This is a genomic window from Patescibacteria group bacterium, assembly GCA_004297215.1.
GTDB lineage: Bacteria > Patescibacteriota > Patescibacteriia > UBA9934 > GWF2-40-263 > 2-01-FULL-63-20.
Map to the genome: position 1 here is coordinate 93,137 of SCUM01000001.1, position 23,828 is coordinate 116,964.

The 23,828-nt window shown below is 64.6% G+C and carries 22 protein-coding genes; 21 read left to right on the top strand and 1 reads right to left on the bottom strand.

Annotated elements, in window-relative coordinates:
- Nucleotides 1–11: 11 nt before the first annotated feature.
- The 20 genes from EPO34_00455 to EPO34_00550 all read left to right on the top strand — a co-directional run bounded on the left by EPO34_00455 (nt 12) and on the right by EPO34_00550 (nt 21,242).
- On the top strand, nt 12–5,936 hold the full coding sequence (locus EPO34_00455; GenBank protein TAK03620.1) for a hypothetical protein: 5,925 nt from the start codon (nt 12–14) through the stop codon (nt 5,934–5,936).
- 53 nt (nt 5,937–5,989) lie between these two features.
- Nucleotides 5,990–7,333: a hypothetical protein gene (locus tag EPO34_00460; GenBank protein TAK03621.1), complete on the top strand. Its 1,344-nt coding sequence runs from the start codon at nt 5,990–5,992 to the stop codon at nt 7,331–7,333.
- Between the two features lie 101 nt (nt 7,334–7,434).
- Nucleotides 7,435–8,805, top strand: coding sequence for a UDP-N-acetylmuramate--L-alanine ligase (gene murC, locus EPO34_00465; GenBank protein ID TAK03622.1), 1,371 nt, complete (start codon nt 7,435–7,437; stop codon nt 8,803–8,805).
- A 2-nt stretch (nt 8,806–8,807) separates the two neighbouring features.
- Nucleotides 8,808–9,824, top strand: coding sequence for a UDP-N-acetylmuramate dehydrogenase (murB, locus tag EPO34_00470; GenBank protein ID TAK03623.1), 1,017 nt, complete (start codon nt 8,808–8,810; stop codon nt 9,822–9,824).
- A gap of 35 nt (nt 9,825–9,859) precedes the next feature.
- The gene (gene raiA, locus EPO34_00475; GenBank protein TAK03624.1) at nt 9,860–10,204 is read left to right on the top strand and encodes a ribosome-associated translation inhibitor RaiA; all 345 of its coding nucleotides are present in this window, start codon (nt 9,860–9,862) and stop codon (nt 10,202–10,204) included.
- A gap of 73 nt (nt 10,205–10,277) precedes the next feature.
- Nucleotides 10,278–12,959, top strand: coding sequence for a preprotein translocase subunit SecA (gene secA / locus EPO34_00480; GenBank protein TAK03625.1), 2,682 nt, complete (start codon nt 10,278–10,280; stop codon nt 12,957–12,959).
- 23 nt (nt 12,960–12,982) lie between these two features.
- Nucleotides 12,983–13,528, top strand: coding sequence for a four helix bundle protein (locus tag EPO34_00485; protein ID TAK03626.1), 546 nt, complete (start codon nt 12,983–12,985; stop codon nt 13,526–13,528).
- A 44-nt stretch (nt 13,529–13,572) separates the two neighbouring features.
- Entirely contained in the window at nt 13,573–13,839 is a 267-nt protein-coding gene (locus EPO34_00490) for a DUF3850 domain-containing protein (GenBank protein TAK03627.1), read from the top strand.
- Nucleotides 13,840–13,861: 22 nt separating this feature from the next.
- A complete protein-coding gene (locus EPO34_00495) occupies nt 13,862–14,404 on the top strand; it encodes a serine hydrolase family protein (GenBank protein TAK03628.1) in 543 nt (180 codons plus the stop codon).
- Nucleotides 14,405–14,413: 9 nt separating this feature from the next.
- The gene (locus EPO34_00500; GenBank protein TAK03629.1) at nt 14,414–14,977 is read left to right on the top strand and encodes a hypothetical protein; all 564 of its coding nucleotides are present in this window, start codon (nt 14,414–14,416) and stop codon (nt 14,975–14,977) included.
- Nucleotides 14,978–15,028: 51 nt separating this feature from the next.
- Nucleotides 15,029–15,436 (top strand): NUDIX hydrolase, encoded by a 408-nt coding sequence (locus tag EPO34_00505; GenBank protein TAK03630.1) that lies wholly within the window; start codon nt 15,029–15,031, stop codon nt 15,434–15,436.
- 41 nt (nt 15,437–15,477) lie between these two features.
- The gene (locus EPO34_00510; GenBank protein ID TAK03631.1) at nt 15,478–15,789 is read left to right on the top strand and encodes a hypothetical protein; all 312 of its coding nucleotides are present in this window, start codon (nt 15,478–15,480) and stop codon (nt 15,787–15,789) included.
- 22 nt (nt 15,790–15,811) lie between these two features.
- Nucleotides 15,812–16,105 (top strand): hypothetical protein, encoded by a 294-nt coding sequence (locus EPO34_00515; protein ID TAK03632.1) that lies wholly within the window; start codon nt 15,812–15,814, stop codon nt 16,103–16,105.
- Nucleotides 16,106–16,158: 53 nt separating this feature from the next.
- Complete coding sequence (locus EPO34_00520; protein ID TAK03633.1) at nt 16,159–16,362, top strand: DUF1653 domain-containing protein; 204 nt, start codon at nt 16,159–16,161, stop codon at nt 16,360–16,362.
- The gene (locus EPO34_00525) at nt 16,359–16,661 is read left to right on the top strand and encodes a phosphoribosyl-ATP pyrophosphohydrolase (protein ID TAK03634.1); all 303 of its coding nucleotides are present in this window, start codon (nt 16,359–16,361) and stop codon (nt 16,659–16,661) included. Before EPO34_00520 ends, EPO34_00525 begins: the two co-directional genes overlap by 4 nt.
- A gap of 60 nt (nt 16,662–16,721) precedes the next feature.
- Nucleotides 16,722–17,342 (top strand): hypothetical protein, encoded by a 621-nt coding sequence (locus EPO34_00530; GenBank protein TAK03635.1) that lies wholly within the window; start codon nt 16,722–16,724, stop codon nt 17,340–17,342.
- A 223-nt stretch (nt 17,343–17,565) separates the two neighbouring features.
- Nucleotides 17,566–18,873, top strand: a complete 1,308-nt coding sequence (locus EPO34_00535; protein TAK03636.1) for an HD domain-containing protein — start codon at nt 17,566–17,568, stop codon at nt 18,871–18,873.
- 128 nt (nt 18,874–19,001) lie between these two features.
- On the top strand, nt 19,002–20,105 hold the full coding sequence (locus tag EPO34_00540) for a hypothetical protein (protein ID TAK03637.1): 1,104 nt from the start codon (nt 19,002–19,004) through the stop codon (nt 20,103–20,105).
- A 100-nt stretch (nt 20,106–20,205) separates the two neighbouring features.
- Entirely contained in the window at nt 20,206–20,763 is a 558-nt protein-coding gene (locus EPO34_00545) for a non-canonical purine NTP pyrophosphatase (protein ID TAK03638.1), read from the top strand.
- Between the two features lie 125 nt (nt 20,764–20,888).
- Complete coding sequence (locus tag EPO34_00550) at nt 20,889–21,242, top strand: DUF1294 domain-containing protein (GenBank protein ID TAK03639.1); 354 nt, start codon at nt 20,889–20,891, stop codon at nt 21,240–21,242.
- A gap of 31 nt (nt 21,243–21,273) precedes the next feature.
- Here the strand turns inward: EPO34_00550 and EPO34_00555 are convergent, their stop codons facing one another.
- Entirely contained in the window at nt 21,274–21,519 is a 246-nt protein-coding gene (locus tag EPO34_00555; protein TAK03640.1) for a hypothetical protein, read from the bottom strand.
- Between EPO34_00555 and secD the strand changes: the two genes are divergently transcribed.
- Nucleotides 21,459–23,828: a protein translocase subunit SecD gene (gene secD / locus EPO34_00560; GenBank protein ID TAK03641.1), complete on the top strand. Its 2,370-nt coding sequence runs from the start codon at nt 21,459–21,461 to the stop codon at nt 23,826–23,828. The two genes, EPO34_00555 and secD, sit on opposite strands and share 61 nt — an antisense overlap.

Sequence of the window (23,828 nt, forward strand, 5' to 3'; positions counted from 1 at the left end):
ACGTTCGCCGTATGGAGCGTCTCACGAAGGCCTTCCGCCGCGCGCGGAAGCCTCTCGCCATTTCCCTGGCCGCCCTCGCGGTCGCGGGACTGGCCGCTTTTCACATTTCCCCGGCCCCAAGCGTGCGCGGATCGGTCCCGGACGCGCGGGTCGAAGCCGATAAGAATGCTCCGTGGAGGTTCGTCTTCGACCAGGGGATGTGGCACCGATCGGTCGAACGCGCTTTCAAGGTCACTCCGCCCGTTTCCGGAGCGTTCAGCTGGCAGGGAAACGTGCTCACCTTCGACCCGGCGTTCGCGCTTGAGAAGGGCGCCACGTTCAAGGTGGACATCGATGCGGACGCGCGCAACTGGTTCGGCAAGAAGCTCGCGGTGCCCTTCACACAGTCGTTTTTCGTGAACAACGACCCGGAGGTGTCGGTCGTGACCCCGGCAAACGGGGTGACCGTGCGTCCGGCGCAGACGCTCACCATGCTGTTCGACCGCCCCATGCGCGCGCTCACGGGCGACCTCGCCGTGCCGGACCTGCTCACGATGACGCCGGCCGTGCAGGGGACGTACCACTGGCTCGGCACCAGCGGGTTCGAGTTCGTCCCGGCAACGGGCTGGGCTCCGGCCACCACGTACGAGGTGACGCTCCCGAAGGGCCTCACGTTCATGGACGGCACGTCGCTGCTCGACGCGTACGTCTGGCATTTTTCTACGCCTGCCCTTTCCGTCGGCCTCGCGAGCGATTCGACCAGCGTTCATCCGAAATCCGCCGTGGCGCTTGCCTTCAACTATCCCGTGAAGGCCGCCGTCGTGCGCGATGCCATCACCATCTACGAGCAGAGCGTGCCGCGCGCAGGGGAACCCGTGGCGGAGGGCGCGCAGACCGTGGTCTCCAAAGCGACGTTCACGTTCGTGAACGACAAGGACCGTCCGGAACAGGTGCTCATCACCAAGGCGGGCGGCCTGCGCATGGGCACGCGCTACACGTTCGTGCTCCCCGAACATTTTACCGGCGGACTCGGTCCGAACGGCCTGTCCGCCACCTGGTCGCAGACGGTCACGACCGACGAGCTCGGGTTCCGCGTGTTGCGGGCCTGTCCGGAATCCGGCGGGACGAAGAGGACGGACAGGTCCGTGCTGTTCGTCGTCAACAACCAGGCGGACGAGGAGACGTTCAAGACGGGGGTGAACGTCGTGCCGGAGCTCGAGAACGTCGAGATCGGCACGTACGGGTACGATCGCGGGTGCAAGGGAGAAGGGGGGCGCAGCGTATCCGTCTATGGCCGCTGGAAGCCGTCCACCACGTACACGATCACCCTCTCCCGCGGCCTGAAGGACATCTACGGCCAGCCGCTCGAGAATCCGCAGACGCATACGATCACCACCGATCCGTATCCCGCGCGCGCGGACCTCACCGGCTACAGCGCATACGGGGTGCTCGCGAGCCACCTGCCGCGCGTGTACCAGGTGCGCACGATCAACATGAAGGAGCCGGTGAAGGCCACGCTGTGCGCGCTTCCGCTTGAAGGATACGTGAAGCAGGGAGGGACGGATTGCCAGCCGATCGGCGAGAAGACGTATGAGACAAACGGCCCGCTCAACGGGTACAAGGTGATCGACGTCGACCTCGACGAGATTGCCGGCTCCAGGGTCTCGACCGGCATGTACCGGCTCGACCTCACCATGCCCGGGGCGACCAACTTCTCGTATCACAATGGAAAGGCGTCGCGTTACCTGCTCGTCACTGACACGGCGCTTACCGTGAAGCGCGACAAGGCCGGAAAGGTGCTCGTGTGGGCTACGGACATGAAAACGGGGTTAGGTATCGAGGGGCTCGACGCGAGCATTCACAATCCAGAGCATGTGGGAGACGGGGCCGTCGAACAGATCGACAATGCCCGTACCGACGCGGACGGACTCGCGACCCTAGAAGTAAAGCGGGGGGAGCGCCATAATCTCGCGATCCGCGCGCAGGGGAACGGCCACTTCGGCTTCGTGAACCAGTCGTGGGACGACGGGATCAGCCCGTGGAACTTCGGCCTGGACACGAGCTACGGGAACAAGCTTTCCCGCGACATCGGCTACCTGTACACCGACCGCCGCATCTACCGCCCCGATCAGCTCGTGTATTTCAAGGGCGTCGTGCGCAAGGACGTGGACGCGATCCTCGGGCTTCCAGACGAGAAGGAGGTCGAGGTCACGTTCCACGATCCAAACGGCACGCAGGTGGGCAGGCAGACGCTGCCCGTCTCCAAATACGGGACGTTCAACGGCGCGTTCCAGCTCGATCCGAGCATGGCGCTCGGCTCCTACCAGTTCGCCGCGGCGCTCAAGGGCGAATCGATCTACGGACGGTTCGACGTGCGCGAATTCCGCCGTCCGGATTTCAAGGTCACGATCACCCCGCCCTCCGGCACCCCGACCGCCGGCGACGTCATCAACGTCCCGATCCACGGCGAGTACTACTACGGGGTGGCCCTCGCGGGCGCCACGGTCGAATACTCGCTTACCCGTCGCGCGCTGTATTACCAGCCCATGCGCGGCGAATGGTACAGCTTCACCGAGACCGACGATTCCTATTGTTACTGGTACTGCCGCATGGGCGGGGACCTCGAGACGGTGAAGACCGGCACGGCGACCTTGGACCAAAACGGCGACTTCGTCCTTTCCGTCCCCGCGAGCCTCACCGATTACAAGACGAGCGCCACCTACGCGCTCACGGCCACGGTCACGGACGTGAACCAGCGGTCGGTCTCCGCGAACGGGGAGTTCGACGTGCACAAGGGGGACTTCTACGTGGGCATCCGCTCGGATTATTCGGACGGCTGGCAGTCGCCGACGGCGGCGTTCGACCTCGTGACCCTTTTCCCCGACGGGACGCCGCTTGCCGGAGCCACGGGGACCGTGGAGCTGTACAAGCGCAGCTGGACGAGCGTGAAGAAGGAAGGGACCGACGGGGTGCCGTACACGGACTGGGTGAAGGACGACGCATTCGTCGCGAGCGTGCCCTTCACGACCGACGCGGAGGCAAAGGCGCACGTGTCTTTCGTGCCGGAGAAAGACGGCGAATACGTGGCCGTGGCCAAGGCGCGCGACCGCCGCGGCCGCGAGATCACCGCCTCGGTGTCGCGCTGGGTGGAGCGCGGGAGGGGCGCCTCGGTGCGCGTGTCCGACGACCACGTGATGAAGGTCATCCAGAACAAGGCGGATTACGCGGTGGGCGACACGGCCTCGCTCGTGGTGCAGCTGCCGTACGAGAAGGTAAAGGCGCTCGTCACGATCGAACGCGACACCATCCGCAAGTCCTTCGTCGTGGACCTCGGTTCCGACAAGAAGACGATCGAGATTCCCATCGACGACGCCATGACCCCGAACGTGTACGTCTCGGTGATCGCCGTGCAGGGCGGGGGCGAGACCGGGATCCCGGAGTTCCGCATCGGCTACGCCAACCTCCAGGTGGATACGGCGCGCAAGGCGCTCGACCTGTCCGTGAAGGCGGACAAGGCCGTGTACCGCCCGGGGAACACGGTCACGCTCGAGGTGGACGCGAAGCGCAGCGACGGCTCCCCCGCGAGCGCGGAGGTGTCGATCGCGGTCGTTGACGAGCGCGTCGTCTCGCTCTTGGGCTCGATCGACAAGGACATCCTCGGGAAATTCTGGTTCCCCCGGTCGATCGGCGTCACCACGGCGCAGACCTTGACCCAGCTCACCAAGAAGATCTTCACGGACACGGAAGGGGGCGGAGGGAAGGGCGGCGAGGAATCGCCGGCCGTGCGCGGGAATTTCCTCGACACGGCGCTGTGGAAGGCCGACGTGGTGACGGACGGCAACGGGAAGGCCACGATCAGCTTCCCGCTCCCGGACAACCTTACGAGCTGGCAGGTGCTCGCGATCGGCGAGACCAAGGACACGGTGGTGGGCAGCGCGGAAACGAAGATCGTCACGCGCCGCGACCTCATGGTGGAACCGCTCCTGCCGCGCCTCGTGCGTACCGGCGACACGGTCACCTTCGGCGCGACCGTGTTCAACAACACCGATACGGCCTTGAATGCCGTCGTGGAGCTTGCCGCGGAAGGGGTCACGGTGGACGGGGCGCGTGTGCGCAACGTGTTCCTCCCGGCGAAATCGCGCCGCGCCCTTTCCTGGGCCGTGCAGGTGCCGATGACCTCCTCGGAGGCGAAGGTCCGCGTCACCGGGAAGGGCGGCGGATTCGAGGACGGGTTCGAGACCACGCTCCCGGTGCGCGGCTATGCCGTCGCCGAGACCGTGTCCGCCTCGAACCTGTTCGGCCGCGCCGCGACCGAGACGATCGAGCTCCCGGAGGGCATCCTGCCGGACGTCGGGCAGGTGAAGGCGAGCGTCACGAGCAACGTGGGCACCGGGCTCGTGAGCGCGATCGACTATCTCGTGAAGTACGGGTACGGATGCGCGGAGCAGACCGCGAGCGCGCTCCTGGGCAGCCTCACGTATGAGCAGCTGGTCGCGGCGAAGCTTGCCAAAGGCAACGACGCGTTGGGCCGGCTCGCGCACGACAAGGTGGACGGCGCGATCAAGAAGCTCGTCTCCACCCAGCGGCCCGACGGCGCCTGGGGGTTCTGGCCCGAGGCCTATCGCGCGTACCCGCATCTCACGGCGTACGTCTTCTGGGCCCTCACGCAGGCGCAGCAGGCGGGATACGCCGTCTCCGACGAGGCGCTCGACCGCGCTGACCAATACCTGCGCAACTACCTCGCCTCGCCGGGAAACGAGAAGTCCGTCGGCCTGTCCATGAACGAACGCGCGCAGGTGCTGTTCATGCTCGCCGAGCGGGATTCCGGAAATCTTGGCGGGTATGCCGCGACCGTATACGAGGAACGCAACAGCCTCACCGCGTTCGGCCGATCGTTCCTCGCCATGGCGCTCGTCGCGATCGACGGGCCCGGTTCCTCGCGCGCGAAGACGGTGCTCGACGACGTGAAATCCAAGGTCATCTACATCAATCCTTCCACCGCATACGTGTCGGAGGACACCGGGTACGACGACTACTTCATGGGCAGCGACGCGCGCACGACCAGCCTCTACCTGCAGGCGCTCCTGCGCATCAGCCCCAAGGACGACGACGTCGATCGCCTCATGCGCTACCTGGTGAGCAAGAAGGTCGACGGCTACTGGTATTCCACCCAGGGGACCGCCATGACCCTCTCGGGCCTGCTCGCGTACGTGAAGCGCCATCCGGTGGACACCGAGGCGCTCTCGGTGAAGGTCTACCTCGACGACGCCCTCGCGGAAACGCTCGCGTTCGACCAAGGCGACCTCTCCGGCGAACGCTCGGTCGTTTTCCCGATCGCGGAGCTTCTGAAGGACGGGGCGACGCACGACTTCACGTTCAAGAAGGATTCCGAGAAGCGATACTTCTACGACCTGTCCTCCACCATCTACCGTCAGATCGAGGATATCGAGCCGTTCGACAACGGGTTCACCGTGCTCGCGGGCGTGTACGCGGTGAAGGACACGAAGTATGCGAAGCCGCTTTCCGAGGCCAGGCAGGGCGACACCGTGCGCGTGCACATGAAGCTCTTGGTGCCCAAGGAGCATCGCAACGTCTCCCTCGAGTACCACCTTCCGGCCGGGCTCGAACCCATCGACTTCTCGCTCCTTACGAGCCCGCAGGACGTCTCCGGCGAGCAACGCCAGTGCGTGCCGGACTGGTCGGGGGAGACCTATTGCATGAGCGACTGGGAATACGGCTGGTGGTGGGAGAACGCCTGGAAGCACATCGAGCAGCGCGACGACCGGGTGTTCCTGTTCTCCGAGGACCTCCAGCCGGGCATCTACGAATATGACTTCCTCGCGACGGCCGTGACCCCGGGCACGTTCCGCGTGCCGCCCGCCCGCGCCTACGAGTTCTACGACCCGCTCGCCAACGGGCACAACGAGGGCAAGTTGTTCCGCGTCACCGCCCCATGAATCCGCGCTCACGGTACCCGCTTGACATGGGTCAGGAACATGGGTAGGGTGCCATGAACCTTCGACGCCGCCATGAGCGGGAGAAGGGGAAGGAGGTAGAGGTGTTTCCCATGCCCGGACATTCCAATAAAGGCACGCCGGCGGACCGGGCCTCGGCCCTCCGCACGATCCTCGCGTTCGCGAGGCCGGTAAAACGCGAGACGGATTTCGTCGAACAGGCCGCGAAGCGGCAGATGGCGTTCTCTCCCGACGGCCGCCACATGTGCAACGTGGTTTCCGCCGGGAACGGGACGGGGCTCCGGCGCCTGCTCCATTCCTCGTCCGTGCGCGGCCGCTCGTCGATGACCAGCGTCGACCGCTTCAAGGACGTGGGGATCCTGGACGTCCACGAGCACGGTGCCCGCATCTGGGCGATCACCGAACACGACTGGGTCGGCGTACTCGACTACGACGCGCTCTCCGGCCATGCGACGGCCGTCGCGGCGCTCGCCGAGTGCCTCTCCGTGATCCGCACGGACCGCGGCGTCGCGGTCTGCGGCTACCACCGCTGCCCGTCCATCGACGGGCACCCGCCCCATCCGATGGCCTGGCGCGTGATCCTGTCCTCGGGCAAGACGTACGACGTCAACCTCCGGACGGACGAGGAGACCGGCGCGGCGCTCAAGGCCGAGACCAGTTCCGGCCCGATGCCGGACGGGGGCGTGCGCGTCGCGCGCCATGACGAGGACGGGTGGGGACGGTTCGTCTTCACGCCCGAGGCGTCGCAACGCGTGGACCTGCAAGACGCGCCGGCCGTGCATTCCATCCCCCTCGGGGACGGTTTCGCGCAGTTCCTGGCGAAAGGCAGCCGCTACAGCATCCTGCTTGGCGACATGCGGATCGAGCGCGAGGGCGGTCTCGAGCATATCTGGGTGTCCCCGAACCGTTCATGGGCGCTCGTGCTCGAGGTCATTGGGAGCTCGAACGAGAGCGGCAAGGTGATCCGCCAGATGTCCCGCATCGACGCGGACGGCTCCGTGCAGGCGTTCGGGGAAGCCGGGACGTTCTGCCTCGGCCACGACGCGGTGTCCTGGTCGCCGGACGGACGCCACGCGGCGTTACGCGTCACCGAGACGCTCGACGACGGGACGCGCGACGTGGTCCGCCTCTCCTCCGGGAGCGAGGCGGACCTGCCGCTCCCGCACGCGCGCGTGCGGGAATGCCTGGTCGACGATGATGGGGAGCTCGAAGGCTGCACGATGGACGCCGACGGGAAGACCCGGGTGATGGTGCGCGGATACGCGTACGGACCGTACGCATATGCCGAAAACCTGCATCGCGCCTCGGACGGACGCATCGCGTTCAACGCCATCAGCGTGGACAGGGACGCGGCCATCCTGGTGACGGTGGACGATTGACCGCAAGAGACCCTTTGTCGCTGATGCTTCTCAGGATGCCCGTATCCTCTGCGGATACGGGCATTTTTCTTTGCAAAACCGGGGTTTTTCGGTAGGATGCCATGCGTATGTTCGAGGGGATGAAACGGGTGCATTTCGTGGGAATCGGAGGGATCGGGGTGAGCGCGATCGCCAAGCTTTGCCTCTCCCGCGGCATCCGGGTGAGCGGGTCTGACGTGCATGCGTCCGCGATCACGGAAGACCTCGTCCGGCGCGGCGCGTCGGTCGTCACGGGGACCGGGACGCGACCGGCCCTGGACGGCGTCGACCTGTTCGTGTATTCGCCGGCGGTGCCGGAGACCGATCCCGAACGCGTCGAAGCGAAGCGTCGCGGCATCCGCCAGATGTCCTATCCCGAGGCGCTTGGGGAGTTGTCGCGGACCACGAAGACCGTCGTCGTGACGGGCACCAATGGAAAGAGCACCACCACGGCCATGCTCGGGCTTATCCTGGAGGCTGCCGGCATGGATCCCACCGTGATCGTCGGATCCCTCGTGCCGGGATTCCCCGACGGCAACCTGCGGGTGGGCGCGCATGACCTTCTCGTCGTCGAGGGGTGCGAATCCCAGGCGAACGTCCTCAACCTGTCGCCTGAAGCCGCCGTCCTCACGAACGTCGAGGAAGACCATTTGGATTATTACCGCGACATCGACCACATCCGAGACACGTTTCAAGCGTTCGTCGCCAAGGCGACCGGTCCCGTGGTGTGGAACGCCGATGACCCGCAAAGCCGGCGGCTGAAGTTGAAGGACGGGATGAGCTACGCCATGGAAGCGGAGGCCGACGTGAAAGGCGCGAACCGCCAGGTCGAGGCAGGGGAGCAGGCGGTCGAGGTGATGCGCCACGGCGTGAAGATCGGGTCGCTCACGCTTCGCGTGCCCGGCGCCTTCAACGTCATGAACGCGCTCGCGGCCACCACCATGGCGCTCGAGCTCGGCGTGCCGTTCGAGACGTGCCGCAAGGTCCTTGAGGGCTTCGCGGGCATCTGGCGGCGGTTCGAGCGCGTCGGTTCGTTCCACGGAGCAGAGGTCATTTCCGACTACGGCCACCACCCCACGGCGATTCGTGCCACCATCGCGGCCGCGCGCGAGTTCTTCCCGGGCCGCCGCATCGTGCTGTGCTTCCAGCCGCACCAACATTCGAGGACGCTGGAATTGAAGGGCGATTTCATCGCCGCGCTGCCGGAGGCGGACGTCGTCGTGGTCCCGGAGATCTATGGCGTGTCCGGCCGTACCGGAGAGGAAGCGAAACGGATTTCCAGCCGCGACCTGGTGAACGGGATCAAGAAGGCGCATCCGGACCAGGACGTCCGCTACGCGAAGGACTTGGACGAGGCGCAAAGGACCCTCGGGGAAATCGTGAAGCGAGGGGACGTCGTCATCATGCAGGGCGCCGGGGACGTGGACGACCTCGCCCGGCGTATCGCCCGCTGAGTATGGACGACCTCACCCTCCAGCTCCAAGCCGTCTTCGGCGAAGCGCTCAAGGAGCATGAGCCGATGGCCAAGCACACGAATTTCCGCATCGGAGGGCCGGCGCGGTGGTTCGCGGCCGTGACGAGCGAGGGTGAGCTCACGCGCGCGCTCGACCTGTGCGATGCGCGGGGGATTCCCTGGTTCGTGATGGGTGGTGGGTCGAATTCGCTGTTCGCGGACGAGGAGTTCCCGGGGCTGGTGATGCAGATGGCGATGCGCAAGACGGACATCGTCGGCACGCGCGTCACGGCCGAAGCGGGAGTCCTGATGGTCGGCCTTGCCAGGGCGACGGCGGACGCGGGCCTCGCCGGCCTCGAATGGGCCATTTCGCTCCCGGGAACCGTGGGAGGCGCCGTGCGCGGGAATGCCGGCTGCTTCGGCGGGGAGACCAAGGATCACCTGGCGTCCGTCCGTCTCCTGCGCGGGAACAAGTTCATCGATGTTCCTGCCTCCGACTTGGACATGGGGTATCGTCACTCGGCCCTTAAGGGTTCCCATGACATCGTCCTGTCCGCGACGTTCGAACTCACGCAGGGCGACGCCTCCGCGCTCAAGGCCGCGCAGGCGGACATCCTTGCCAAGCGGAAGGCGTCGCAGCCGCTGTATGCCGGCAGCGCCGGGTGCCTGTTCAAGAACGTGGAACTGAAGGCCGACGCGGACCTGCAACGAGCGTCGTCGCTTTCCGATATACCTGGTGCCAAAGAGATGCTGGCCAGCCGGCGGCTGTCCGCCGGCTGGCTCATCGACAAGGCCGGGATGAAAGGCACACGCGTGGGTGACGCGCAGGTTTCCGAGACGCATGGCAATTTCATCGTGAACCTCGGCGCCGCGAGGGCGGCGGACGTCCGGGCGCTCGCGGCAAGAGTGAAGGAGGCCGTCCATGCCCGATTTGGCATCGATCTGGAGGAGGAGGTACAGTGGGTTGGAGAGAAGGCGGACAAGGCCTCAGGCGGACAAGGCCTCAGGCGTTTTTCCTGAAGCCTTCTCGCCTCAAGCCTTAACGCCTAACATGTATGAAACTCATTTCCATCAAGGGGACGCAGATCGAGCTCACCGATGCCATCAAGGATTACGTCAACGTCAAGCTCGAGGCGATCGAGAAGTTCACCACGGATTTCGGGGAGGCCGCGCAGATCAGCATCGAGTGCGGACGCACGAGCGGGCATCACAACAAGGGGAACGTGTACCGTTGCGAGATGAACCTCCAGGTGCCCGGGAAGCTGTTGCGCGCCGAGCGCGAGGCCGAGGACCTGTACGAGGCGATCGACTTCGTGAAAGACGAGCTCATCCGCCAGATCAAGGACCACAAGGGGATCCTCGCCGATGCGCATCGGGGATCGCGGCCCGACAAGGCGTAGGCGTGACGGCGGGGGAGACCCCGCCGTTGATTTTTGCCCCGTTTTCGGGCACACTCTGGCGGAACTTGATGCTATGCAAAAGCTGTTCAATCTCGTCTTCGGCGACCCGAACAAGAAGGTGGTGGATGGCCTCCGTAAGGACGCCGAACGCATCACGGCGCTCGAGCCCGCGATGACCGCGCTCTCCGATGGCGAGCTGCGCGCCACCACGGCGAGGCTGCGCGAGCGCCTGGCAAAGGGCGAGTCGCTCGACGCGCTCTCCTTCGAGGCGTTCGCCGCGGCCCGCGAGGCCGGCAAGCGCGCGCTCAAGCAGCGCCATTACGACGTGCAGCTCATGGGCGGCCTCGCGCTCTATCGGGGCGGCATCGCCGAGATGCGCACGGGCGAGGGAAAGACGCTCACGGCGACCTTGGCGCTCTTCGCGCATGCGCTCGCGGGGAAGGGGGCGCACCTCGTGACCGTCAACGACTACCTGGCTAAACGCGACGCCACGTGGATGGGCCAGGTGTTCAACGCGCTGGGCATGAGCGTGGGCGTGATCCAGCACGATGCCGCCTTCCTGGTCGAGGCGGGAGCCCTGCGCCCCGTGCCGCGTCGCGAAGCCTACGCCGCCGACGTCACCTACGGCACCAACAACGAGTTCGGGTTCGACTACTTGCGCGACAACATGGCGCCCACGCTCGCGGCCTGCGTGCAGCGCGGGCTGCATTTCGCGATCGTCGACGAGGTGGACTCCATCCTGATCGACGAGGCGCGCACCCCGCTCATCATCTCGGCCCCGGCCGAGGAGTCGAACCAGATGTACGTCACCTTCGCGGCGATCATGAAGACGCTTGTCGAGAACCGGGATTACAACGTGGACGAGAAGATGCGTTCCGCCACGTTCACGGCCGAGGGGATCGAGAAGGTCGAGCGCGCGCTCGGCATCGACAACCTGTACGCGGCCGGGATCAACCTCCAGCATTTCGCGGACAACGCGCTGCGCGCGCACACGCTGTACAAGCGCGACGTGAATTACGTGGTGAAGGAAGGCCAGGTGGTGATCGTGGACGAGTTCACGGGCCGCCTCATGCCGGGCCGCCGTTTTGGCGAAGGGCAGCATCAGTCGATCGAAGCCAAGGAAGGCGTGGCCATCCAGCGCGAAAGCATGACGCTCGCCACCATCACCTTCCAGAACTTGTTCCGCTGCTACGAGACGCTCTCCGGCATGACCGGCACGGCCGCCACCGAGGCCGAGGAGTTTTCCAAGATCTACAAGTTGGAGGTGACCACCATCCCCACCAACATCGACACGCGACGCATCGACCTCACCGACCGCGTGTACAAGACGGAAGCGGCCAAGTACCGGGCCGTGGTGGACGAAGTGAAGCGTCGCCACGCGATCGGCCAGCCGGTGCTCGTGGGTACCGTGTCCATCGAGAAGAACGAGCTGCTGGGACAGCTGCTTACGCTCGCCGGGGTCCCGTTCAACCTGCTCAACGCCAAGAACCACGAGAAGGAAGCCGAGGTCATCGCCCAGGCCGGCGCGCCGGGGGCGGTGACGATCGCCACCAACATGGCCGGCCGCGGCGTGGACATCATGCTGGGCGGCAACCCGCCGGACCCGATGCAGGCCGAGAAGGTGAAGGAGCTCGGAGGCCTGTTCGTGATGGGCACCGAACGTCACGAGTCCCGCCGCATCGACAACCAGTTGCGCGGACGCTCCGGCCGCCAGGGCGACCCGGGCACCACGCAGTTCTTCATCAGCCTGGAGGACGACCTCATGCGCATCTTCGGCGGCGACCGCACGCGCAAGATCATGGACGCGCTCAAGATCCCGGAAGACGTGCCGATCGAGAACGGGATGGTGATGAGCACCATCGAAAAGAACCAGACCCGCGTGGAGGGCCACCATTTCGACACGCGCAAGCACATCCTCGAGTACGACGACGTGCTCAACAAGCACCGCGGGGTCATCTACGAGCGCCGCCGCGACGTGCTCACCGCGTTCGAGACGGGCGGGCCGCTTGAGTTGCGCGAAAAGGTGATGGAGCTGGTGGAGGGGGAAGTGGAACAGGTGGTGCTGTTCCACACCGGGGAGACGTTGAGCGCCGTCGATGCCAAGGGTCCTGGGGATTGGGACGTGAAGGAGATCGTGGAGACGATGAAGACCATCGTCCCGCTTTCGCCCGCGCATCTGGACAGGCTCAACGCGCTCACGCTCATGGCTACCAAGGACAAGATGCATGTGGCGCAGCAGCGCACGGCGGCCATCGAGGAAGTGATGAAGGCCGTGAAGGAAAGCTACGACCAGCTCGAGACCCACTTCCCGGACCGCGCCCAGCTTCGCGCCATCGAGCGCGGAGTGATCCTGCGCGCCATGGACACGCTCTGGATCGACCACCTCTCCGCCATGAGCGCGCTGCGCCACGGCATCGGGCTGCAAGGCTACGGCCAGCGCGATCCGCTCGTCGAGTACAAGAAGGAGTCCTACCAGATGTTCCAGCGCCTCCTTGCCGCCGTGAACCAGGAGGTGGTCTACACCTTCTTCAAGGCCGCCACTCACGCCATCGCGCAACAGCGCGCGCAGGAGGAGCTCACGAAGTCCGTCTTCGAACGGGCCGGCGTGCAGCTTCAGGGCGCGGTCACCGAATCCGCCCCCGCCTCAACCTCCTCCAGCTCCCCAAGCTCTTCAAGCTCCTCTGACAAAGTCGGCCGCAACGACTTGTGTCCGTGCGGGAGTGGGCTCAAGTACAAGCGCTGTCACGGGAAATAGGTCCTGTAGGACCGATAAGATCTATGGAGGAATCGCTCATTCCCGCGCACGGCGGGTATCGTAAACTCAAATCGTTCCAGACGACGACGATCGTCTATGACTTAACGGTCGATTTTTGCAAACGATTCGTGAAGGAGTATCGGATGAAAGATCAGATGGTCCAGGCGGCCCGTTCGGGACGGCAGAACATCGCGGAGGGGTGCCAGGCATCCGGCACGTCCAAGAAAACCGAACTGAAACTGATTGGCGTGGCACGAGCGAGCCTTGAGGAGTTGTTGTTGGATTTCGAGGATTACTTGCGCCAGCACCAGCTGGCCCGATGGGAAAAGGATCACCCGAAGGCGTTGAGCGTCCGCGCGTACGGCTACGAAGACAATAGATCCTTTTCGACCTATAAGTCCTATGTGGAAACGGCTGAGAGCGCCGCGAACACCGCTATCTGCCTGATTCACCAGGCCAACTACCTGCTGGATCAGCAGCTTCGTGCGCTTGAAAAGCGGTTCATGGAAGAAGGCGGATTCACCGAACGGCTTTACAGGATGCGAAAGGAAAATCGTGACGGGACTTAACGTCGCCTTGCCCAGAGCGGTTTTTCGTTGCAGGATGGGGAGATATGGCTGTCGTGCGAAAAAAAATTTTGCCGAAGTTTTTCGAAGCGGTTCTTTCTGGTAAGAAGAACTACGAGCTTCGGCTGAATGATTTCGACATTTCCGAAGGAGACACGCTGATTTTGGAGGAAATCAATGAAAAAACCCGCGAGCGGACTGGTCGTACGATCGAGAAGGTCGTCACGCGGGTCGGTCGGTTCAAGATCGATGAATTGTTTTGGCCAAGGGAAGAAATCCTGGAAAAGGGACTCCAGATCATTTCGTTCAATTGATTACGCTTAAGTGTCTTAGGGTATGTCTCGCGTCATCGTCGTCCATGGGTGGGGAGATTCGCCGGAAATCAACTGGATGCCTTGGTTGAAAGCTGAGCTCGAAAAACGGAGCTTCAGCGTTCTTGTTCCCGAAATGCCTGACACCGAGCACCCGAATATCGACAAATGGGTCGGGAAACTTCGTGAGGTCGTCGGGGTATCCAGCGCGGACACGATCCTTGTTGGTCACAGCATCGGCTGTCAGACTATCATGCGGTATCTTGCGACATCCGACATGAAAGTCGGCCGCGTGGTTTTCGTGGCGCCATGGTTCACATTGATAGGCCTTGAGGACGAGGAGGTGCTGGTGGCCAGGCCTTGGCTCAACACACCCATCGACTTCGAGGCGGTAAAGCGTTCGGCAGCGGAAATCGTTGCGATTTTTTCCGACGATGACCCCGTGGTGCCCATCGAGAACGAACGGATGTTCCATGAAAGCCTTGGCGCTCGAACGATTGTCGTACATGGCAAAGGACATTTCGACGACGCCGAAGCGCCCGAAGTCCTGGCCGAGATCGTTCGTTGATTGTTGTGTATGGACTGGCAAAAGGTCCTATCGGACTGGCAGCGGGAAGAGGAGGAAGCTTGGCGGCCGTTGTATACGGAGTGCGGGTTTGGATCGTGGCTCGAGTGGCGTAAGAGTTACATCGATGATCTGCAGCTCGAGCGACGGGTTTGGACGGAGACCGTCATAGAGAACCCGCACGATGTTGTCCCGGCTTACGCGATTGGCGGATACAAGGGATGGAAGCCGTACCGGCCGGCGGGGAAGGATGTCGCGACGTTTGCCGACGTGGCGGCGCCGGCGGCTCCGGGAGAGGTCGCCTTCGACGGAACGCCTCGCTTGGACGTACGGACCAACAGGAAAGTCGCTTCGCTCGTGGGAGCGCTCCATGATTTCCACATCATCGTGTTGCGTTGCGGGGATTTGAACGTCGTCCTCGAAGGGACGCACCGCTGTGCCGCGACGGCGGTCGAAGCGGCCGACGGGAACCGATCGAGATTCAGGCTGACCGTCCGCACCGCCGCGTTTGACTCGAGCGAACGTGCGCTGCTCGAGGAGTTCTGTCGGGAGCGGGCCGCTGTCATTAAAAAATGAACGTACGCTGCCCCTTGAATCGGACGGCGTTTCGTTGCAGAATGGAGCCCTATGAAATCCGAGCATCTGATGGCGGACATCCCGTGCAAGGCGTTCGTCGAACGCGACGGGAAAATCCTGTTCGTCCAGGAAGCAGACGGTCCGTGGGCCCTGCCCGGAGGCCGCATCCATGTGGGCGAGATGCCGCGCGAGGCGTTGAAGAGGGAAATCCGGGAGGAGCTTGGCGTGGATATCGAGGTGGGCGATCCGTTCGACGTCACGGTGTTCACGAGCAAGTCCGGGCTGGCGCATCTGGTGGTCGCGTTTCATGCGACAATCGCTGAGGGCCAGGAGCTCGTGGCGGACCCGAGTGAAGTCGCGGCCATCGAATGGGTCGGGATCGAGGAGATTCTTACGAGGACCATGCACATCGGATCTCGCTCGATCATCGAACGGCTTGCGAAGCGGGGTACCCCTTGAACCTTCCGGCGATACGGGGCAGGATGGCAGTGGAGGTTGCCATGAAGGAAATCCCGAAGCCGGGGACCGAACGGCTGAAGAAGGCGCTCATGGGGCACCCGGCCTTCAGCGATGTCGACCACGCGCGCCGGCCGGATTCGGTGGACGGGAGCGCATGGGAATGCGAAGCGAACGTGCTCGCGTTCTCCTACCGCGAGCGCCCGTACTTCGCCCATGTGGGCGACGAGGTCGTGCAGGTCACCCGCCCGGGCGGGTCCGGACGCGAGCGCATGGTCGGCCGGTTCGTCCGCACGGACGCGAGCGACCTCGCCCGCGCGCTCGCCGCGGCGATCGACGCGGCGGTGCACGAATGAATCCATACGCAAGGAGGGACGCATGCTGATCCTTGATTGTTCCGAGTGCCAGGCGAACGCCTCCTGCGCGCTCGGGCAGAAGGCGCGCGCCGAGCCCTGTCCGGCGATCGAGCCGGGCCACTGCGGGCTCTCGATGCGGCACCAGTCGGTCGTTGCCAGGGAGCCGGGGCCGCAGATCTCCTTCGTGTGCGTGAAATGCGGCGCGCACGGGCTCGCCCGCACCACGCGCTCGCCCAGCGCCGAAAAGAAGGTCTCGTTCGCCGACCCGGTGCGCCCTACCGTCTCCGGCGGCGGGATCCCGGACACGCTCGAATGACCTCGTACGCGCGCCTCGACCAGGGGCGCGTTTTTGTCTTATGCTGTCCGGGTATGACCGAACCGGGGAAGTACCGCCACTACAAGGGGAACGAGTACGAGGTAATCGGGCTCGCCAGGCATTCGGAAACGCTCGATAATATGGTCGTGTACCGTGCCTTGTACGGCTCCGGGGAGCTCTGGGTCCGCCCCAGGGCGATGTTTGAGGAGGAGGTCGAAGCGGGCGGCGTTCGCCAGCCGAGGTTCAAGCGGGTATGAGATACGACAAGCTGGTGCGCGACAAGATGCCGGAGCGCATCAGGGCGAAAGGGGAGGCATGCTCGTTTCATGTCGCGGACGACGCGGAGTACTGGCAAAAGCTGAAGGCCAAGATGGCCGAGGAGATGGGCGAATTCGTGCGCGACGAGAGCGCGGACGAGGTGGCGGACATCCTGGAGGTGCTTGACGCCATCATCGCGTACAAGAAGTTCGACCGCGCCGAGATCGAGGCGATCAAGAAGCGAAAATTCGACGAGCGCGGCGGATTCGAGGGACGCATCATCCTGGACGAGTCGTGAGTTGACGGATCGTGCCAACGGCATCAAGCTGGCGGCACGTTCCTTTCATCGGGAGGCATCTTGGAACCGGATTACAAAGGACAGCTTTCGCTTCTCACGGGAGACGCGGATCCCACAGCGGCCATCCAGGCCGCCCGCACCGCGTTAGACAGGTTGTGCAAGGGATTCATGTCGTCCGAGTTGCGTGACGGGATGCTCCTGCGCGCGGCCGAGGAGGCCCGGCAGCAGCTCGTCGCGGTGCGTTCGGCCGGCGCGTATTGCGACCTGGCCGCGTTGATCGCCCCGTACGCGCGCCAGATCCTGGAGGTCGAGGAAGACCTGCATCTGCAGGAATACGTCGTCCTGCGCCTTCCCGCGGACCTGTTCGTGCAGGCCTTTCTCCATGGCAAGGACGTGCGGGAAAAGTGGGAGCTCGCGTTCCTCATCGCGGGAGCGGAGCGCGTCCGAGACCTCATCAAGGACCTATGGGCCGCCGGCAACCTGGATGACGCGGCGCTCCTGTACGCGTCGGCCTATTCGGAGGGACGTCGCGAGGACGCGCTCAGTAATTCGCGCGAAACGGCCTGCGACGATGTCCCGAAAGACTTCCTCCGCGCGCTCATGGGTTACGACCGATGGCCGGATCCCAAGGCGGTAGCGGGCATCGACGAGTGGATCGCCGAGGAGATTGATCCGAAGTGAGGATGATGGCGGACGACGCGACGGGGTGGCAGCGCCCCGTTTTTTAATCTTCCAGGAAACCCCGGGTGAGGGCATCAGCCAGAAACCTGGGGATGAATGGTGCCTTGCTCGAGATCGAAGCGGGCGGCGTTCGCCAGCCGAGGTTCAGGCGCCTATCATGAGTTGACAAGATGCGCCGCCGGCCACAAGCTGGCGGCGCGTTCTCTTTCCGAAGGGAGACCCAATGCCAAGCGAGAAGAAGGCCGCGCTCGCTCGGCGGCGGGCCGAGGATCGGGCGGCGCTCGAAAGAGGCGACCATGTCGCGTTCGACAAGGAAGACATGCCGCGGCTGCCGGCATCCGTGACGCGTTCCTTGGAGGAACATGCGTTCGTGCTCGTGCCGGCGGAGGACGGCGCGGCGCAGGAGGCCGTGAGGGAGTTCTTTCGCCGATACGGTCCGGCGCTCGACGACCTGGAGGACTGTCCGGCCGTGAACCGGCTGTGCGGGCTCTTCCAGCTCGGGATCAAGCGCGACCCGTCGCAGGACGCGGTGCTGCTGCAGCCCGGGAAGGCGGCCGCGCGCGTGAAGACGGCGCCGTTCGTCCATGACCGCCTGACGCACTCGAAGCAGGTGGCCGCGCACATGGTGGCGCTCGGCTGCACGCTTGGGGAACCGCCGGATCGGCTCGTGGACGCCGCGCTGGGCTCGCTCCTGCATGACACCGGCCACTGCGCGTTCAGCCATGACGGCGACCAGCTGCTGGTCGCGCGCGGCCGGCCCGACCACGAGATGCGCGGACAGCGGCTCGTCCTCGACGACCCGGACATCCGTGAATCGCTCGCGCTCGCCGGGGCAAGACCGGACGCGGTGGTGGCCGTGATGCGGGAACAGGGCCGATACGGGCAGATGCAGAAGCTGATGGATACGCTGGCCTACGTGACGCTCGACGCGGAAATGGCCGGCGCGCCGCTCCCGGAGGGGTTCGGCAGCGCCGTGCTCCGCTCCATTTGCGGCGTGGACGAACACGGGTTCGCGGTGCGCCATCCGCTGGCGCTCATGGACGTGCTGACGTTTCGCGCCAGGCTTTCCAAGGCGATCTACTACGCCTGGTACAACCGCGTGGCCGTGGCCATGCTGCAGAAGGTCCTCGGGACGCTGCTCGACGCCGGACGGCTCCCGCTCGAGCGGCTTGAGCGGGGAAGCGACCAGGAGATCGAAATGCGGACGACGCTCGCCTTGGGCAGTTCCGGCGCATCGGAGGAGGCGTGGCTGCAGAGCGCCAACGCGGTGAGCTACGGGTTCTGGGAGGAGTTCGAACGGCATTGGGAACGGCTCGAGTTCGCGGACGGGGACGCGGCCGCAGGGTGGCTCTCCGGCCTCAGCCCCTCCCGCGCGGCCTCCGGCGTCCTGTGCCCGCCGTACGATTACACGAAGAAGGCGTTCCTAGCACGCACGAGCCTTGCGGTCGAGCCTCGGCGCCTGCAGGCCTCACCGGACATCATGGATTCGATCGACCGCCAGTGGATCGCCTGCGCATACAAGCAAGGCTGACTCGCCCCCGACGCGCCGTCGGGGGATTTTTGTCCTGTATCAGGCTGTGTTACGGTATTTCCTGAAGGGCATCGGAGTTGACAAAACAGCCGTTTTCCGCTATGCTCCAGCGTTATTCTGAAGAATCTATGATTAACAAAAACCTCCGTATTTCCGCGGTTGCCACGATGATCGGCTTGTCCGGGTCCCTTGGGACCTTTGCGAGCGCCTCCGGGGTAAGCGTTCACACGAACGAGCGCAACCTCGCGCCGAGCGTCTCGTCCTGGTCGCGCAGCAATGGCGCGGACGTGAACGGCGACGGCACGATCCGCCTGCAGGATCGCGATGACGCTTCGGCTTCGACCGACGTCGCCGTGTCGAGTTCGCGCTCGGGCGATTACGCCTTGCTCGTGTCCTTCACGCGCGCCACCGGTTCCGGCCGCAATTCAGACTCCATCGCGGGCAAGCCGTATCTCTACGGCTACCTGATGGACGGTCGCGACATCCTGGAGTACCTGCAGGACGATTCCATGACCCACCGCGAAGGCGGCGACTGGGGCGTGAGCTACGGCGTGTTCCGCATCCCGAGCGGAACGGACAACATCCGGTATTTCCTGAACCAGGGTTCCCGCCGCGGCACGAGCGATGCCGGCCGTGAAGCGTGGTTCTATCGTCCGGGGCTGTTCATCACCGACAGCCGTTCCGATGCCATGGACATCGTTGACGCGTATGAGCGTCGCCTGGACGACGTCGAGGACGCGCTCGACGGCCGTTCGTCCAACGACGACCGTTACGACAACCCCAATTATGGCAACGGGAATTGTCCCAACGGGTATTGCGATGATGGTCTCACCGGCCCGCCCGTGTATTCCACCGGAACGCTCCTCAAGTGCCCGGGTCGCGCGGCCGTGTTCTCGGTCACGGGACGCCGCAGCATCCGCCTGTTTCCCAACGAGGACACGTTCTACGCCTGGGGGTACTCGTTCCAGGACGTCCGGACGATTTCCTGCGCCACGCTCGACCGCTTCGACATGGACGGGAGCTGGACGTACAGCCGCGACAGCCGGCTCATCAAGTTCACCGATTCCCCGGCCGTGTACACGCTCGACAACGGGCGCTACCTGCGCGGGATTCCCAACGAGCATACGGCCCGCGCCATGTACGGCTCCGACTGGGCCTCGCGCATCCGCCTGCTCTCGCCGTACGAGCGGTACAACTACGTGATTTCCCATCAGCATCCGAACCGCTACTAAGACAAACCGCCTCGGGCCTCGGCCTGGGGCGGTTTTTCGTTCGGGTCACTAAGTGACCTCCCTGGTCACTTAGTGACCCGGCGGCTATACTTCTCGCGATATGGCACGCATTACCCTCGTCACCGGCAATCCGGACAAGAAGAAGGAGTTCGAGAACGCGCTTTCCGGCACGGACATCGTCATCGCCGATCATCACCTCCACGAAATCCAGTCGCTCAATCTTCGGGAGATCGTCGAGCATAAGGTCCGCGGCGCCTATGGATGCGTGAAGGGTCCGGTGATTGTCGAGGACGTAAGTTTCGAGGTCGCGGCCATGAACGGCTTTCCTGGTCCGTTCGTGAAGTACTGGGCGAACTTGGTGGGCTACGAGAAGGCGCTCATCCTCTGTGAAGCCGAAAAAAACTGGGCTGCCCGGGCCGTTTGTGCCGATGCCTATTTTGACGGGAAGCAGCTTGTCTACGTAGAGGAAGCGGTGCCGGGCAGGCTCACCTCGCGTGCGGGCGATGACGGCTTCGGATTCGATTTCTTCTTTATTCCAGACGGCTATGACCAGACATTCGCCCAGCTCGGACGAACCGTGAAGAACAAGATTTCCCACCGTGCCCGCTCGCTGCAGGCGCTACGCGTCGCGCTGGCAGAGAAGGGAATCCTCGCCTGACGGTCCAACACCCGGTGTTGGGCCACCGAGTTTCCTAAGAATTTAGGCACTTTAGAAAATCACCCTCACAAAAATCCTAGGAATTTCAAGCAAATCTACTTTTCCAACACCGGGTGTTGGACTCTATGGCATTTTTCCCCCGCGAAGGCTACCGATTTCTCCTCTTGCACGTCATCCTCACGGCCTCGGCGTATTTCCTGCTGCTCCGTTTCGTCCCGCAGCTCGGACGATTCGTGTGGCTCGCGGCGCCCAGCGCATCAGGGTTCGTCATCACCATGCTCGATAAATTATCGGCGCAGGTACGCGTCCGTCGTATCCCGGAAACGGCGCTCCATGCGATCGCGCTTCTGGGCGGGTCGCTCGGCGTGTTCGCGGGGATGCAGCTCATGCGCCACAAGACGCGCAAGGTGTCGTTCCAATTCACGCTCACGGCGGTGTTCCTCATCCAGCTCGCCATCCTGTACTTCCTCATGAAATGAAAAGGCCCGCAGGGAAGCGGGCCAGGATCGGTCATTGGCTGACCGGGACGCGTTGCGCCCACGCGTGTTCGCTCACCTCTCCCATGAGGGCGAGCGGCGGGTAGACGAACAGCACGGCGTTGCACGTTTCGCAGTAGTGGAACCCGACGGAGCAGGCGAACGGCGCCCCGGCCGTGAAGAAGTCCAGTCCGATCTTGCGGCCGGCGCACCATCGGCATGTCCTGGGCGCTCCGGCCTCGTCGTTGTGGAATTCGAGCGCTTCCTCGATCCGCCGCATCCGGAGCGACGGGAGCACGCGTTGCGGCTCGACCTGGCTCAGGTCGCGCGTTGGTTTCAGTTGCTTCTTCTTGCTGCGTCGGCTCACGCACGCTCCTCGAGTGGGGGAAAGGTCATGGGCGCCCCATTGTGTCCGCGGATCCGGGAAGTTGTCAAAGGGATACGCCGTCTTGCGTCTCCTTGCCGTTTCCCCTACACTCCCGTCGTCTAAACGGAGCTCCGGCATCCCCTATGCAGACCTGGAAAATCAAGCGCAACCATGGCGCTCAGCGCCCCGCCTCGCGCGGCGGTCATCCGCGCGTCGCCACCGCGCTTTTGCTCATCCTCACCCTGGCGGGCGCGACATACGATTTTCCCGCGCTCTGGAACGGCTCCGCGTCGTTCGTAGAGGGGAAGACCGGCTGGAGCCTCCCGTCGCTCCCGGAGGATCCGTACCGCCTGGGGCTCGACCTGCAGGGCGGCACCCATCTCGTGTACGAGGCGGACATGGCGGAGATCCCCGCCGGCGACCAGGACACGGCCCTCGAAGGGGTGCGCGACGTGATCGAGCGGCGGGTGAACGCGTTCGGCGTTGCCGAGCCCGTGGTGCAGACGATCACCGCCGGCGGCATCCACCGCCTCATCGTGGAGCTCGCCGGCGTGCTCGACGTGAACGCGGCGATTGAGCAGATCGGCGAGACGCCGGTGCTCGAGTTCAAGGAGCCGGCCACCGACGTCGGCCGCGAACTCACCGCCGAGGAAAAAGCCGCGCTCGCGGCGCTGAATGCGCAGGAGCGCGCGGCGGCCGAGGCCCTGCTCTCGCGCGCCCGCGCGGGCGCGGCGTTCGACGCCCTGGTCGCGGAGGCTTCCGTCGAGCCGGGCGCGGATGAGACGAAGGGCGTCTTGGGCGGGGCCGTGGCGGATTCCGCGCGCTACGGCGAGATCGTGAAGGCGATCCAGCGCAGCGGGGTGCGAGCGGGCGGCATCGTCCCGAAGGTGATCGAGACCCCGGAAGGGTTGAGCGTGGTGAAGTATCTCGGCCAGAAGCAGGACCGGGAGATGCAGCTGTCCCACATCTTGTTCTGCTTTGAAGGGAAGACCGGCTGCGTGAAGGACGTCCCCGCGCTCGACGCCTCGGTGCGCATGACCGCGCTCAGGAAGGATCTCACGGCGGAGAATTTCGCTGAGAAGGCCACGGAACTTTCCGACGACCCGAGCGCGGCGCAAAACGGCGGCGACTTGGGCTGGGTGAAGCCGGGCGACACCGTGCTGGCGTTCGAACTCGCCGCGCGGCAGGTCGAGAAGGGGAAGATCTCCGAAGCCGTGGAGACCGATTTCGGCTACCACCTCATCTACAAGCGCGACGAGCGGGCGATCGCCACCTATCAGGTCCAGCGCGTGCTGCTGAAGCTCTCGAAGGACGCCGACGTGGTGCCCGACGCGAGCCCGTGGAAGAACACCGGGCTTTCCGGCAAGCACCTCGAGCGCGCGAACGTCGCCTTCGATCCTACCTCCGGCGCGCCGCACATCAGCCTGCAGTTCAACTCGGAGGGGGCCGAGCTGTTCGGCACGCTCACGCAGGCGCATGTGGGCGAGCCCATCGCCATCTTCCTCGACGGCGAGGCCATCTCCGTGCCCACGGTGCAGCAGGCGATTTATGGAGGCCAGGCCGTCATCAGCGGCACGTTCACGCTCCCCGAGGCCAAGCTTCTCGCCCAGCGCCTCAATGCCGGCGCCTTGCCCGTGCCCGTGAAGCTGCTGTCGCAGGAAACGGTCGGGCCCTCCCTCGGCGCCGCCTCGCTCGCGGCGAGCGTGAACGCCGCCCTGATCGGTTTCGCGCTGGTCGCCGCGTTCATGATCCTCGTGTACCGACTGCCGGGGCTGCTCGCGGGCGTGGCGCTCGTCCTCTACGCCGTGCTCAACCTCGCGGCCTACAAGCTGTTCGGCGTCACCGTCACCCTTTCGGGCATCGCCGGGTTCGTGCTGTCCCTGGGCATCGCCGTGGACGCCAACGTGCTCATCTTCGAGCGCATGCGCGACGAGTGGCGCGCGGGCCGCGACCTGTCGTCGTCGATCTCCGAAGGGTACCGCCGCGCCTGGGCGCCGATCCGGGACGGGCACCTCACCACGCTCATCTCCGCGCTCGTGCTGTATTTCTTCAGCTCCAGTTTCGTGAAGGGGTTCGCCCTCACGCTGGGCATCGGGGTGGCGCTGTCGCTGTTCACGGCGCTCACGGTGACCCACGCGTATCTCGGCGCGGCCCGCTCCGCCAGGTTCCTTACGGCCCCGTGGCTCTACAGCCTTAAGCGTCCGACGACGGACCCCAAGTGA

Bases quoted from the DNA above. Each gene is read 5' to 3' on its own strand.
- EPO34_00455 (TAK03620.1), top strand. From the start codon at position 12: ATGGAGCGTCTCACGAAGGCCTTCCGCCGCGCGCGGAAGCCTCTCGCC.
- EPO34_00460 (TAK03621.1), top strand. From the start codon at position 5,990: ATGAACCTTCGACGCCGCCATGAGCGGGAGAAGGGGAAGGAGGTAGAG.
- murC (TAK03622.1), top strand. From the start codon at position 7,435: ATGCGTATGTTCGAGGGGATGAAACGGGTGCATTTCGTGGGAATCGGA.
- murB (TAK03623.1), top strand. From the start codon at position 8,808: ATGGACGACCTCACCCTCCAGCTCCAAGCCGTCTTCGGCGAAGCGCTC.
- raiA (TAK03624.1), top strand. From the start codon at position 9,860: ATGAAACTCATTTCCATCAAGGGGACGCAGATCGAGCTCACCGATGCC.
- secA (TAK03625.1), top strand. From the start codon at position 10,278: ATGCAAAAGCTGTTCAATCTCGTCTTCGGCGACCCGAACAAGAAGGTG.
- EPO34_00485 (TAK03626.1), top strand. From the start codon at position 12,983: ATGGAGGAATCGCTCATTCCCGCGCACGGCGGGTATCGTAAACTCAAA.
- EPO34_00490 (TAK03627.1), top strand. From the start codon at position 13,573: ATGGCTGTCGTGCGAAAAAAAATTTTGCCGAAGTTTTTCGAAGCGGTT.
- EPO34_00495 (TAK03628.1), top strand. From the start codon at position 13,862: ATGTCTCGCGTCATCGTCGTCCATGGGTGGGGAGATTCGCCGGAAATC.
- EPO34_00500 (TAK03629.1), top strand. From the start codon at position 14,414: ATGGACTGGCAAAAGGTCCTATCGGACTGGCAGCGGGAAGAGGAGGAA.
- EPO34_00505 (TAK03630.1), top strand. From the start codon at position 15,029: ATGAAATCCGAGCATCTGATGGCGGACATCCCGTGCAAGGCGTTCGTC.
- EPO34_00510 (TAK03631.1), top strand. From the start codon at position 15,478: ATGAAGGAAATCCCGAAGCCGGGGACCGAACGGCTGAAGAAGGCGCTC.
- EPO34_00515 (TAK03632.1), top strand. From the start codon at position 15,812: ATGCTGATCCTTGATTGTTCCGAGTGCCAGGCGAACGCCTCCTGCGCG.
- EPO34_00520 (TAK03633.1), top strand. From the start codon at position 16,159: ATGACCGAACCGGGGAAGTACCGCCACTACAAGGGGAACGAGTACGAG.
- EPO34_00525 (TAK03634.1), top strand. From the start codon at position 16,359: ATGAGATACGACAAGCTGGTGCGCGACAAGATGCCGGAGCGCATCAGG.
- EPO34_00535 (TAK03636.1), top strand. From the start codon at position 17,566: ATGCCAAGCGAGAAGAAGGCCGCGCTCGCTCGGCGGCGGGCCGAGGAT.
- EPO34_00540 (TAK03637.1), top strand. From the start codon at position 19,002: ATGATTAACAAAAACCTCCGTATTTCCGCGGTTGCCACGATGATCGGC.
- EPO34_00545 (TAK03638.1), top strand. From the start codon at position 20,206: ATGGCACGCATTACCCTCGTCACCGGCAATCCGGACAAGAAGAAGGAG.
- EPO34_00550 (TAK03639.1), top strand. From the start codon at position 20,889: ATGGCATTTTTCCCCCGCGAAGGCTACCGATTTCTCCTCTTGCACGTC.
- secD (TAK03641.1), top strand. From the start codon at position 21,459: ATGTCCTGGGCGCTCCGGCCTCGTCGTTGTGGAATTCGAGCGCTTCCT.
- EPO34_00555 (TAK03640.1), bottom strand. From the start codon at position 21,519: ATGCGGCGGATCGAGGAAGCGCTCGAATTCCACAACGACGAGGCCGGA.